The 12376-nt window shown below is 56.1% G+C and carries 10 protein-coding genes; 7 read left to right on the top strand and 3 right to left on the bottom strand.

The window, feature by feature from the left end:
- Positions 1 to 7: 7 nt before the first annotated feature.
- Positions 8 to 793: a 3-hydroxybutyrate dehydrogenase gene (locus Q0775_RS16060; RefSeq protein WP_298863162.1), complete on the bottom strand. Its 786-nt coding sequence runs from the start codon at positions 791 to 793 to the stop codon at positions 8 to 10.
- A 406-nt stretch (positions 794 to 1199) separates the two neighbouring features.
- Here Q0775_RS16060 and Q0775_RS16055 point away from each other — a divergent pair, with 406 nt between their 5' ends.
- The 3 genes from Q0775_RS16055 to Q0775_RS16045 are packed head-to-tail and all read left to right on the top strand — an operon-like array spanning position 1200 to position 4092.
- Positions 1200 to 2918, top strand: a complete 1719-nt coding sequence (locus Q0775_RS16055) for an extracellular solute-binding protein (RefSeq protein WP_298863828.1) — start codon at positions 1200 to 1202, stop codon at positions 2916 to 2918.
- 50 nt (positions 2919 to 2968) lie between these two features.
- A complete protein-coding gene (locus Q0775_RS16050; protein WP_298863159.1) occupies positions 2969 to 3445 on the top strand; it encodes an arsenate reductase ArsC in 477 nt (158 codons plus the stop codon).
- Positions 3442 to 4092, top strand: coding sequence for an MIP/aquaporin family protein (locus tag Q0775_RS16045; protein ID WP_298863157.1), 651 nt, complete (start codon positions 3442 to 3444; stop codon positions 4090 to 4092). The genes Q0775_RS16050 and Q0775_RS16045 overlap by 4 nt, the downstream gene beginning before the upstream one ends.
- On the opposite strand, the gene Q0775_RS16040 is transcribed toward Q0775_RS16045, so the two are convergent.
- The gene (locus Q0775_RS16040) at positions 4081 to 4704 is read right to left on the bottom strand and encodes an XRE family transcriptional regulator (RefSeq protein ID WP_298863154.1); all 624 of its coding nucleotides are present in this window, start codon (positions 4702 to 4704) and stop codon (positions 4081 to 4083) included. The two genes, Q0775_RS16045 and Q0775_RS16040, sit on opposite strands and share 12 nt — an antisense overlap.
- Before the next feature lie 64 nt (positions 4705 to 4768).
- Between Q0775_RS16040 and Q0775_RS16035 the strand changes: the two genes are divergently transcribed.
- From Q0775_RS16035 to Q0775_RS16020, 4 genes are all read left to right on the top strand, one after another.
- Positions 4769 to 6274 (top strand): class I adenylate-forming enzyme family protein, encoded by a 1506-nt coding sequence (locus Q0775_RS16035; RefSeq protein ID WP_298863151.1) that lies wholly within the window; start codon positions 4769 to 4771, stop codon positions 6272 to 6274.
- Complete coding sequence (locus tag Q0775_RS16030) at positions 6271 to 6915, top strand: DsbA family oxidoreductase (RefSeq protein ID WP_298863148.1); 645 nt, start codon at positions 6271 to 6273, stop codon at positions 6913 to 6915. The genes Q0775_RS16035 and Q0775_RS16030 overlap by 4 nt, the downstream gene beginning before the upstream one ends.
- Positions 6916 to 7169: 254 nt before the next feature.
- The gene (locus tag Q0775_RS16025) at positions 7170 to 7598 is read left to right on the top strand and encodes an adenylyltransferase/cytidyltransferase family protein (protein ID WP_298863146.1); all 429 of its coding nucleotides are present in this window, start codon (positions 7170 to 7172) and stop codon (positions 7596 to 7598) included.
- Positions 7599 to 7684: 86 nt separating this feature from the next.
- The gene (locus tag Q0775_RS16020) at positions 7685 to 8905 is read left to right on the top strand and encodes a multidrug effflux MFS transporter (RefSeq protein WP_366863709.1); all 1221 of its coding nucleotides are present in this window, start codon (positions 7685 to 7687) and stop codon (positions 8903 to 8905) included.
- Here Q0775_RS16020 and mfd read toward each other — a convergent pair.
- On the bottom strand, positions 8902 to 12366 hold the full coding sequence (gene mfd, locus Q0775_RS16015; RefSeq protein ID WP_298863143.1) for a transcription-repair coupling factor: 3465 nt from the start codon (positions 12364 to 12366) through the stop codon (positions 8902 to 8904). The two genes, Q0775_RS16020 and mfd, sit on opposite strands and share 4 nt — an antisense overlap.
- Positions 12367 to 12376: the final 10 nt, after the last annotated feature.

Here is a 12376-nt window from a genome sequence, read left to right as displayed (position 1 = left end):
GTTGTGTTTAAAGTGCTGTCCATCCGCCATCAACGCTGATGGTGGTGCCGGTAATCTGGTCGCCTGCTGCCGAACACAGGAAGGCGGCAGTGCCGCCCAACTGTTCAACAGTTGCGAACTCTTTGCTGGGCTGGCGCTTGAGCATGACGTTCTGGATCACCTCTTCACGGCTCATGTCGTATTCTTTCATCGTGTCGGGGATCTGCTTTTCCACAATCGGGGTGAGCACATAGCCGGGGCAGATCGCATTTGCCGTGATCGGCTCTTCGGCTGTTTCCAATGCTGTAGTCTTTGTCAGTCCGATAATCCCGTGCTTGGCCGCGATATAGGCCGATTTGTAGGGTGAAGCGGTGAGGCCATGAGCGGACGATATATTGATCACACGGCCCCATCCTGCCTTGCGCATCATCGGCAGAGCGATGGCTGTGGTGTGAAAGGCCGAGCTGAGGTTGATCGCAATGATCGCGTCCCACTTCTCGGCAGGGAAATCGGGGATAGGTGCAACATGCTGGATGCCTGCATTGTTGATCAGGATATCGCAAACGCCTGCTTCCTCGATCAACATGCGGCATTCGTCGCCCTTGGACATGTCCGCTTTGATGTAGCGCGCCGTCACGCCTGTCACATTGGCAATTTCCTCGGCCAGTTTGTGATCCTCGTCGCGGTCGGTAAAGGAGTTGAGCACAACGTTCGCCCCTGCCTGTGCCAATTGTTGCGCAATCCCCAGACCGATGCCGGAGTTTGATCCGGTGATAACAGCTGTTTTACCGGACAGATCATATGTAAGGGCCATGGGAATTCTCCTGTGAATTGGATGTCGCCCCGCTTATGGCGTGGACAAGCTGGAATGAAAACGGACAAAACCGTGATCTTGTTCCCCTTTGCACCCAATTCAGTGCCCTGCCAAAAAAAAACGCCCGCACAAGGCGGGCGTCAAGTTATTGAGGCAGGTTTCATACAGGCAAGAAACCTATCGAGCAGTGACACCTTTATAGTGAATTATCCCCCAAACGCCAAGCATTAAGTTTGCGCCTCCGTTCAGACCCCGTTAGAGGTTTAGATAATAAAAAAAAGGGCAGCGCGGGATTGTTTCGAAAATGGCTTTAGATAATTTCTCAAGTGCACAGGGCTTTGCAGCCGTCTCTTCACTGATTCTCTGGGGATTCGCCGCACAAGCGGAGCCGCGCCATGCGATTGCCATGTACGGTGATCCTGCCCTGCCCGCAGACTTCACCAGTTTGCCCTATGTAAACGCCGACGCGCCCAAAGGCGGTGCTATCGTTTTGGGTAATACAGGCGGCTATGACAGTTTGAATCCCTTTGTGCTCAAAGGGACGTCGCCTTGGCAACTCCCCTTCTTTACCCATGAGACGCTGATGGGCCGCTCTTGGGATGAACCATTCACGCTGTATGGCCTTTTGGCGGAAACGGTCGAGACGAATGAGGACCGCACATGGGTCGAATTTACGCTGCGCGAAGGTACGACATTCTCTGACGGCTCACCGCTGACTGTTGAGGATGTGATTTTTAGCTTCAACATGCTCGGCACCGAAGGGCATCCGCGGTATCTGAGCCTCTACAACCAGATCGCAAGTATTGAACAAACCTCGGAGCGCGCTGTGCGCATCACGTTCGACAGTGAAAACCGCGAGCTTGCCTTGCTGGCGGGATTGCGACCCATCGTGTCCAAGGCTCAGTGGGAAGGGCGCGATTTTGCCAACGCAACAGTTCAGGACATTCCCCTTGGCTCTGGTCCCTATTCGGTCACGGATTACGAGCCAGGTCGCTTTGTGCAACTCACCCGCAATCCCGATTATTGGGGTGCAGATATCCCCTTTCGCCAAGGCACCCATAATTACGACAGCGTAAAGCTGGATTTTTATGGCGATTCCAAAGTGTTGTTCGAAGGGTTCAAAGCGGGCGAGATTTCCGCCGTGCGCGAATTTAACGCCGAGACATGGTCAAGCCAGTATGATTTTCCCGCCATCGAACGCGGCGATATCGTAAAATCGGTGATCCCGCACCAAAAGCCGTCAGGCATGACAGGTTTTGTAATGAATACGCGCCGCGCCCCCTTTGACGATTGGCGGGTGCGCGATGCGCTGATCCACGCGTTCAATTTCGAATTCATCAACGATACGCTGACGGGAAATGCCCAGCCGCGTATCACCTCATATTTCTCTAACTCTGTTTTGGGTAAGGAGGACGGCCCCGCCGAGGGTCGCGTAGCAGAGCTTTTGCTGCCTTATCAGGACACCCTGCCCTACGGCACAATCGAGGGGTATGCCCTGCCCGTCAGTGATGGCTCCGCGCGCAACCGTGCGGGCATTCGCGCGGCAATGGCCCAGTTCGAGGCAGCGGGCTATATGGTCGAGGGCGGCAAAATGCTGCGCGGGGACGGCACGCCTGTCTCCTTCACGATCCTCATTGCCAAAGGCAGCACCGAGGACATCGCCATTGCCGAGCTTTACATGCGTGCGTTGGAGCGTCTTGGCATTGACGCTACAATTGATGCCATTGATGACGCACAGTATTTCTCCCGTACGGGGGAGTTTGATTTTGATATAACAACTTTCCGCCGCTCCCTCTCACTCAGTCCCGGCAACGAGCAGAAGTTTTACTGGGGCTCTGAGGCTGCGGATCAACCGGGCTCGCGGAACCTTATGGGTGCACGCAGTCCTGCCATTGATGCGATGATCAATGCCATGCTCAATGCCCGTGACAGTGCTGACTTTATTGCGGCAACCCGTGCGCTGGATCGCATCCTAACAGCAGAGCGTTTCGTCATCCCCTTCTGGTCCTATACCGAGGGGCGCATTGCCCATGTGAAAGAGATGAAGTTTCCTGACACATTGCCAATTTATGGCGATGGTTCTCAATGGATGCCCGAAGTGTGGTGGTGGAACGACAGCCAGTGAGAATACGGCACTGTCATAAAACTGTAGCCTTCGGAGCTTAGGTAAGCTGCATGAATATACTTGTCTTATGCACTGGCAACTCTGCCCGCTCGATCCTCCTTGAATGTCTTCTGCGGCGTTTGGGCGATGGCCTTATCACCACTTACTCCGCTGGCAGCCAACCCGCAGGCATTGTGCATCCGCAATCCATCGCCCTGTTGTCTGCCAAAGGCTATGATGTCAGCACCCTTAGCTCGAAAAGCTGGGATGTGTTCGTGGACGGTGATGCGCCAAAAATGGATGCGGTGATTACGGTTTGCGGATCGGCCGCCTCCGAGACATGTCCCATCTGGCCAGGTGTGCCGCTGCGCGCCCATTGGGGGGTCGAAGATCCTGCCGCAGTTGAAGGTCCCGACGCGGTTGCCGCATTCCAAACCGCCTATGCCATTTTGCACCGTCGCGCGGCCAAATTCGTTGCTGGCGACATCGCCAAAATGGGCCGATCAGAGCTTCAGGCCCATCTGACCGCCTGCGGGAATGTCGCATGAAACGCAAGCTTGCCGCCGAACTGATTGGCACCGCCATGCTGCTGATCTCGGTCATTGGGTCCGGGATCATGGGTGTGGAGCTAGCACAAGGAAATGACGCGGTAACCCTGCTTGCCAATGCAATTGCGACGGGCTGTATGCTGTTCGTGATCATTACCGTGCTTGGTCACATCTCGGGTGCGCATTTTAATCCCGCTGTAAGCCTTGCGTTCTATTTGCGCGATGAATTAACCGCAACGGGCCTTGCGGGATACGCTGTCGCTCAAATCATCGGCGCAGTCTTGGGCGTTTGGGCAGCGCATCTGATGTTTGATCTGCCGCTGCTGCAACTCAGCCAGACGGTGCACCGCACTGGGCCTGCGCAATGGTTCTCCGAGGGGCTCGCCACATTGGGGCTGCTTTTTGTGATCTTTGGTGGATTGCGGGCGCGGCCCGATGCCGTGCCGACCCTTGTGGCCCTTTATATCACAGGGGCTTATTGGTTCACGTCTTCAACCAGCTTTGCCAATCCTGCCGTGACCTTTGCGCGTGGTTTTTCGGACACTTTCGCAGGGATCTATCCCGGTCACATTGCGATGTTCATTCTGGTACAGGTCGCTGCGACCCTGATCGGCCATGTCGCGTTGAAGTGGGTATCAGACGAGTGATGTGACCCAAAGCAGCGTTGCATCATCTTCGGAGACTGAGATAATATTGTGACCCATCGCCGCGTCGTAATATGCGCTATCGCCACGCCGCATCTCGATCGGCTCGTAAAACTCTGTGTAAAGTTTGATCACACCTGTTAGCACATAGAGAAATTCCTCGCCGTCATGACGTACCCAACCGTCGAATTCCTCCATCGTACGCGCACGGATACGGGCACGGTAGGGCAGCATGTTTTTCTTGCGCAGCGTGTCCGCCAGTAATTCATGCTCATACGTGGTGGTAGCCTGAGCTGTCCCCTCACCCGACTTGGTAACTGCCATGCGGCCATTGATCTGGTCACCCGCTGGGGGTGTGAAGAGCTGTGGTACAGTAATCTCAAGGCCGACCGCCAGTTTTTTCAGGGCGTCATATGTCGGTGACATCTGGGCATTCTCGATCTTTGACAAGGTCGAGCGGGCAAGTCCGGCCTGACTGGCCGCCTGCTCAAGTGTCCAGCCCCGTGCCTTGCGCAATTCGCGCACACGCGCCCCCAGATCAATCGGTGGCACAGTATGTGCTGCACCATCTTCACGGGCGATTTGAATCATTGATTTTGCGGCATCATTTGTCATGCCCATCATATAGAGCCAAGGCACGGACCTTGCAACGCGCAGCACTGCACGCTAGCGATTGCACATGAAATCAGAATTCGATCAAGGGCCACTGGCCGCCTGTCCTGCGCCGTTCAACATGGCGCGATATGTGCTGGAACGTGGCGCTGCCATGCCCGATAAAATTGCACTCTGCGTTTTGGGCGTCGAGCAGTGGACATACGGTGAATTGCGCGATGCGGTGCTGGGAACGGCCACGGGTTTGTTGCAGGCTGGTGCAAAACCTGGTGACCGCGTGTTGATGCGCTTGGGCAATACGGTGGACTTCCCGCTCGCCTATCTCGGGGCGATTGCCGCAGGTCTGGTGCCTGTGCCGACAGCCTCCGCGCTGACCGCGCGGGAAGTGGCGCCAATGATTGCCACGCTCAAGCCCTTACTGATCTTGCGCGACCCCGATGTAGAGTGTCCAGATGATCCGCGCATTATGACGCTCAACGCCTTGCGCGGTATGCGCGATCTGCCTGCCGCACAGTGGCAAATGGGCGATCCCGAGCGTGCGGGGTATATTATCTATACCTCTGGCACTTCGGGAAAGCCGCGTGCCGTTGTGCATGCACACCGCGCAATTTGGGCGCGTCAGATGATGTTCGAGGGCTGGTACGGCTTACACAGTGAGGATCGTGTCCTGCATGCGGGTGCGTTCAATTGGACCTATACTCTTGGGACGGGCCTGATGGACCCTTGGACCATGGGGGCAACGGCGCTCATCCCCGCCGCAGGAACGCAAGCCGCCGATCTCCCTAACTTGATTGCCGCGCATAAGGCAACGATTTTTGCCGCCGCACCTGGGGTTTATCGCCAACTTTTAAACCAACCCGACATAGTCTCCATGCCTGACCTGCGCCATGGCCTCAGCGCAGGAGAAAAGCTGCCGCCTGCGACCTGCGCCCGTTGGGAAGCAGAAACCGACACGCCAATCTATGAAGCTTACGGCATGTCAGAATGCTCAACTTTTATCTCAGCTGGCCCTTCGCACCCTACGGCATCCACTGTATTGGGCCGGCCACAGAACGGCCGGCGGATTGCCCTACTGGGCGAAGATGGCCCTGTGCCGCTGGGCGATGAAGGTACCATTGCTGTTCATCGCTCTGATCCCGGCCTGATGCTGTGCTATCTGGATGCGGCAGAGGAGACCGCGCAAAAGATGCAGGGCGAGTGGTTCCTGACAGGCGATCAGGGCCGCATGGATGCGGACCACCAGATCACCTATCTGGGACGCAACGACGATATGATGAATGCAGGCGGTTTCCGTGTCTCGCCCGTCGAGGTGGAATCCTGCCTTGCCCGTTATGATGGTATCACCGCCGTAGGCGCGGCAGAAGTCGCCGTGAAAGAGGACGTAACCGTTATTGCGGCCTTCTACACTGCCGCGACCCCACTGGACGAGGACGCGCTGCGCCGTTATGCCGAGGCCAATCTGGCGCGGTACAAGCAGCCGCGCCTCTATATCCATTTACCCGCCCTGCCCATGGGCGCCAATGGCAAGCTCCTGCGCGCACAACTGCGCCAGCAATTTGAGGCCTCCCGATGAGTGAAACAGTCAAACTTGATATCATGTCCGATCCGATCTGCCCTTGGTGCTATATCGGCAAGGCACATCTGGACCGCGCCCTTGCGGCGGCCCCTGACCATCCGTTCCTGATCGAATGGCATCCGTTTCAGCTTAACCCCGATATGCCACAGGGCGGTATGGACCGCCGCGCGTATCTTGAGGGTAAGTTTGGCGGCAAGGAAGCAGCCGTGAAAGCCTATGCACCTGTGGTCGAGCATGCGGAGAAGGCAGGCCTAAAAATCAACTTCGAAGGGATGAAGCGCACGCCGAATACGCTCAATGCCCACCGCCTTATTCATTGGGCAGGCATCGAGGGGCGTCAGACTGCCGCTGTGTCAGCCTTGTTCAAAGCCTATTTCGTAGAGTGTCGGGATATTGGCGACGACGAAGTGTTGGCCGATATTGCTGACAGCATCGAAATGGATGCCGCATTGGTGACGCGCCTGTTGGGAACCGACTCCGACCTGCAAGAGATCCGCGACCGTGACGCTCACAGCCGCTCTATGGGAATCAATTCGGTGCCAACATTCATCGTTGGTGGCAAGCACGCCGTACCGGGCGCACAGCCACCTGAATTATGGGCAAAAGTGATTGCCGAAGTGACAGGTGCCTCAACGTAATGTTGCAAAAGCGCCGCGTGCTGCGCGGTAGCGTGAAAAAGAGCTAGGCGGCAGGTCTCCTGTGGCCTAGAAATTAACCCAAGGGGCAAAAAGCCTCATCTAAAATAATAATACCTTTGAGCAGGTGTGCAGGCAGTGAACAGGCAAGCGTTTTGGGACGCACCCTTTCCGATATTTGTGCGGCGTTATCGTCGCCATACCGCTCATTTTGCGCTTCTGCGCGAGGTTTGGTGTATTGAGAAAGGCTGTTATATATGATTTCCCCGATGTCCTCACGTGTGGTCCTGACCTACGGATCGTTTGATCTGTTCCATCAGGGGCACGCCCGTCTGCTGCAACGTCTCTCCATGCTGGGCAGTGAATTGATTGTCGGATGCTCAACCGATGCTTACAATGAGAAAATGGGCGTTCCCGCGGTGACCTCCTATTCGCAGCGCCGCCTGATGCTTGAAAGTTGCCGTTTCGTGAGCCGGGTCATCGCGGAGCAGGAATGGGACCAGAAATATACCGATATCATCAACTATAACGTTTCGGTTTTCGCGATGGGTGATGACTGGACAGGCCAGTTTGATCATTTTGAGGACATTACCCAAGTCGTATATGTCCCCCGCGCCGACATCATCGGAGAGCGGCGCCCGTTCCATGTTGTGCCACAACCCGCTCTGCGTGTGGCTGCTGGATAATCCCTTTCGGATTGTCACGCTTGCACTCTTGCCTTAACAGCCTAGAAATAAACATTCTTAATCTGTTAAGTACATCGGAGTGCTGTGTGTCTTCATCACCTGAACCGTTTCGGATGGGCCGTACCGAGTTTGTGGCCCTGCTGGCCATGATGCTGGCCTCTGTTGCCTTTTCCATCGATTCCATGCTGCCTGCCCTGCCCCAAATTGGTGCCGAACTCTCACCCGATGCGATTGAAAAAGCACCGCTGATCCTGAGCACATTCCTACTCGGCATGGGAATTGGTACATTCTTTACCGGGCCGCTGTCGGATGCATTCGGGCGCAAGCCTGTGATCCTCGTCTCCAGCGCTCTTTTTATCCTGAGCGCGGCAGTCGCCTACGTCAGCCAATCCTTCGAGATGGTACTGATCGCCCGTTTGGTCCAAGGCCTGGGTGCTGCCGGTCCACGTGTTGTGACAAATGCAATCGTGCGCGACCGTTTTTCAGGGCGTCAAATGGCCAAGATTATGTCGATCATAATGATGGTTTTTGTGCTTGTTCCGGCGTTAGCTCCCCTGCTGGGATCCTTCATTATCGGCTGGAGCGGCTGGCGCGGTATCTTCGTAGCCTTCATCCTTTTTTCCGCGACATTCACCATCTGGATGATGATCCGTTTGCCCGAAACCCTGCCCGTCCAAAACCGTCGTCCTTTGCGCCTGCGGCTAATGGGATCAGCGGTGCGCGAAGTACTGTCGCAGCCCATTGTGCGCCTGGCCATTATCGCCCAAATGCTCGTCTCGTCGATGATTTTCCTGACACTGATGCTGGTTCAGCCGATTTATGACATCGTTTACGGACGCGGGGACGAATTTCCCTACTGGTTCTTCGGCATCGCCATTGTTGCTGGCAGCGCAAGCTTGCTTAACGCATTGTTGGTCGAACGGTTTGGGATGTGGAGGCTGATTACCACAGCAGTCATCGTTCAGATTGTCTTTGCAGGTAGCTTCATCATCTTTGATTTGGGCAGCGGCGCAAATGGATTTTTCTTTTTTCTCTTCTGGATGACGGGGATATTTTTTCAGGCGGGTTTCAGCATCGGTAATCTAAACGCTATCGCGATGGAACCTGTAGGCCATATTGCGGGCATGGCGGCCTCTGTTATCAGCGCTATTGCCACTGTCGGGGCTGTAATTATCTCTGGGCCTATCGGCACACGGTTTAACGGCAGTGAGCAGATGCTCACCATTTCAGTGCTTGCCATGGCATTGCTTGGATTGCTGTGTATGCTTCGTATGGGTCGGCTGATGCGAGATCCCGCAAACTCTTAGGCTTTTGCCTTTTTCATCGCTTTTTCCTTTGCCACGACGTGCTCGGCCAGATCGCGGGCAATTGCAAATGCGCCTTTGATCTTATCCGTATCCGTCGCCCAATCGCGGCGTACCACTATCTTGTTGTCTTTGACTTTGGCCAAGCCACGCTGATCATTGATGAATTGGACCAGCCCCTCTGGCGAGGCGAATTTATCGTTGTGGAACTGGATCGTCGCCCCTTTAGGACCGCCATCAAGCTTAGAAATTCCAGCGCGTTTGCACATCGCTTTGATCCGCACCACCAACATCAGGGTGTTTACCTCTTTTGGCAGCGTACCAAAGCGGTCAATCAGTTCAGCGGCAAAACCTTCAAGCTCAACCTTTTTGGTCAACTCCGATAGGCGACGGTATAGGCCGAGGCGTACATCAAGGTCAGGCACGTAAGCCTCTGGGATGAGCACAGGTACGCCAAGGTTAATCTGGGGTGCCCATTGGCCATCGTTGTCCACAACACCTTCAAGCTGCCCCGAGCGGATTTTGGCAATCGAGTCTTCCAGCATGGATTGATACAGCTCGAAACCCACATCGCGCATTTGGCCAGACTGCTCTTCCCCCAGAAGGTTGCCTGCCCCGCGAATATCGAGGTCTTGGGAGGCCAGGGTGAACCCCGCTCCGAGCGTGTCGAGCGAGCCAATTACGCGCAGACGCTTTTCTGCCAGCGGTGTGAGTTTTGCACGCGGTTTGGTTGTCAGATAGGCATAGGCGCGGGTTTTGGAACGGCCCACACGGCCCCGGATCTGGTACAGTTGGGCCAGGCCGAACATATCGGCACGGTGGACAACCATCGTGTTGGCAGTCGGGATATCGAGGCCGCTCTCGACGATCGTCGTGGCCAGCAGGATATCATAGCTGCCATCGTAAAAGGCATTCATCCGATCATCAAGTTCGCCCGCCGCCATCTGGCCATGGGCAATGACATAGGACAGCTCAGGTAGCTGATCCTTAAGAAACGCTTCAATCTCTGGCAGGTCGGAAATACGCGGCACAACATAGAATGATTGGCCACCACGGTAATGTTCGCGCAGCAAAGCCTCGCGTAGGGTGACCTTGTCAAATTCGGAGACATAGGTGCGGATACTCAAACGGTCCACAGGCGGCGTGCCAATGATGCTCAGATCGCGCACACCTGTCAACGACAGTTGCAGCGTCCGCGGAATCGGCGTGGCGGTCAGCGTCAGTACATGCACATCCGTGCGCATCGACTTGAGGCGTTCCTTATGCCCCACGCCAAAGTGCTGTTCTTCGTCAATCACCAACAGGCCAAGGTTATTAAACTTGATGGATTTCGCCAGCAGCGCGTGCGTGCCGATAACGATATCGACTGTGCCTTTGGTAATCCCATCACGGGTGGCAGTGGCTTCTTTGGCGGTGACGAAACGGCTAAGCTGCCGCACTTCAATCGGGAAGCCGCGAAACCGCTCCGCAAAGCTCTTGTAGTGTTGACGGGCAAGCAGCGTGGTCGGCGCAATCACTGCAACCTGAACACCCGACATTGCCGCGACGAACGCCGCACGCATGGCGACTTCGGTTTTGCCAAAGCCCACGTCGCCGCACACTAAACGGTCCATCGGATTACCGCTTGTCAGATCGTCGATCACATCACCAATAGCTGACAACTGATCGTCGGTTTCTTGATACGGGAAACGGGCGGAGAACGCGTCCCACATGCCCGGTGGCGGCTCAAGCACAGGCGCGCGGCGTAAGGCACGCTCGGCTGCGATTCGGATGAGTTTGTCGGCCATCTCGCGAATGCGCTCTTTGAGTTTAGCCTTCTTGGACTGCCACGCGCCGCCACCGAGCTTGTCGAGCAGACCTTCTTCATGGCCATAACGGCTCAGCAGTTCGATATTTTCAACTGGAAGGTAAAGCTTTGATTGCTCTGCATATTCCAGCACTAAACACTCATGTGCGGCACCGATTGCGGTGATAACTTCCATGCCCAGATAGCGGCCGACGCCGTGGTCCACATGCACAACCAGATCGTTTGGTGTGAGGCTTTGAACTTCGCTGAGGAAATTCTCGGCGCGACGTTTGCGCTTGGGACGCCGGATGAGGCGATCCCCCAGCACGTCCTGCTCGGAAATTACTGTGAGGTTCGGCGCCTCGAACCCGTGTTCCAGCGCCCACACCGCGAGATGCAGGCCGCGTTTGCCAATGCGCGTGAAGTCTTTGACAGGGATCGCCTCTGACAGGCCTTCTTCCTCGATCAGCCCTGTTAGCCGCTCGCGTGCACCTTCGGAGTAGCTTGCGATGAGGACCGGCCCTGCATCAAGTTTTGCTTTCACGTGCGACGCTAAAGCCCCGAAAAGGCTAATGGATTCCTGTTGGCGCTCTGGCGCAAAGTTGCGCCCGATGCGCGCCCCTGCATCCAGAACGCCCATACCAGTTGGCTGCGGCAGCGGAGCCAGTTGCAGCACGCGACGGTCCGCAACAGCTGCCTCCCATGCAGCATCGTCCAGATAAAGCCCCTCAGCAGGCGCAGGCTTATACACGCTGTCCATCTTGGAGCGGTTCGCCATCGCAATTTTGCGCGTCTCGTATTGATCCGCAACACTGTCCCAACGCGCCAGCCGCGTGGCTGTCAGTTGATCATCAAGGCTAACAGTGGCCTTGGGCAGATAATCAAACAAGGTCTCAAGCTGGTCATAGTAGAAGGCCAGCCAATGCTCCGCACCCTGATGTTTGCGGCCTGCCGAAATCGCTTCATAAAGCGGATCATCCGTACCAGCCGCGCCAAATTCGATGCGGTAGTTCTGGCGAAACCGCGTAATCGCCGCCTCGTCGAGGATGACTTCGGAGACAGGAGCAAGCTCGACCAGTTCCAGTTTTTCAGTGGTGCGCTGCGTCGCCGGATCAAAGCGACGCGCACCGTCCAACACATCGCCAAACAGATCAAGCCGCACAGGCCCCATGTCTCCGGGGGGATAGATGTCGATGATGCCGCCGCGCACGGCGTAATCGCCCGCTTCCATCACTGTGGGGCTTTGGACAAAGCCCATGCGCACCAGAAATTCGCGTAGCGCTTTCTCATCAACCCGAGCGCCTACTTGGGCACTCCATGCGGCTGTGCGTAAAATTTCGCGGGGCGGAATACGCTGGGTCGCAGCCCCCATCGTCGTCAGCAGAATAAACTGTGACGGCATCCCGTGCACCAACCCCGCAAGCGTCGCCATCCGCTGAGCCGAAATATCAGCATTTGGCGAGACGCGATCATAGGGCAGGCAATCCCAACCGGGAAAGACAACCACAGGCATATCAGGTGCGAAAAACCGCAGAGCCTCCTGCATTGCGGCCATGCGTTTATCGTCCCTCGCCACATGGATCAGGGGCGTGCCCGACTTGGCCACCTCGGCCAGCAGCAAAGAGGCGTCAAACCCTTCAGGCGCGCCAGACAGCGTGATATGGGTGGAAGATTTCATATGCTGTGTG

Origin of the sequence: uncultured Sulfitobacter sp., assembly GCF_947499945.1 — a bacterium.
GTDB lineage: Bacteria > Pseudomonadota > Alphaproteobacteria > Rhodobacterales > Rhodobacteraceae > Sulfitobacter.
This window is presented reverse-complemented; position numbering and strand designations above follow the sequence as displayed.

What these genes read in the sequence shown, in the direction of transcription:
- Q0775_RS16060 (WP_298863162.1), bottom strand. Translation starts at nt 793, where the DNA reads ATGGCCCTTACATATGATCTGTCCGGTAAAACAGCTGTTATCACCGGA.
- Q0775_RS16055 (WP_298863828.1), top strand. Translation starts at nt 1,200, where the DNA reads ATGTACGGTGATCCTGCCCTGCCCGCAGACTTCACCAGTTTGCCCTAT.
- Q0775_RS16050 (WP_298863159.1), top strand. Translation starts at nt 2,969, where the DNA reads ATGAATATACTTGTCTTATGCACTGGCAACTCTGCCCGCTCGATCCTC.
- Q0775_RS16045 (WP_298863157.1), top strand. Translation starts at nt 3,442, where the DNA reads ATGAAACGCAAGCTTGCCGCCGAACTGATTGGCACCGCCATGCTGCTG.
- Q0775_RS16040 (WP_298863154.1), bottom strand. Translation starts at nt 4,704, where the DNA reads ATGACAAATGATGCCGCAAAATCAATGATTCAAATCGCCCGTGAAGAT.
- Q0775_RS16035 (WP_298863151.1), top strand. Translation starts at nt 4,769, where the DNA reads ATGAAATCAGAATTCGATCAAGGGCCACTGGCCGCCTGTCCTGCGCCG.
- Q0775_RS16030 (WP_298863148.1), top strand. Translation starts at nt 6,271, where the DNA reads ATGAGTGAAACAGTCAAACTTGATATCATGTCCGATCCGATCTGCCCT.
- Q0775_RS16025 (WP_298863146.1), top strand. Translation starts at nt 7,170, where the DNA reads ATGATTTCCCCGATGTCCTCACGTGTGGTCCTGACCTACGGATCGTTT.
- mfd (WP_298863143.1), bottom strand. Translation starts at nt 12,366, where the DNA reads ATGAAATCTTCCACCCATATCACGCTGTCTGGCGCGCCTGAAGGGTTT.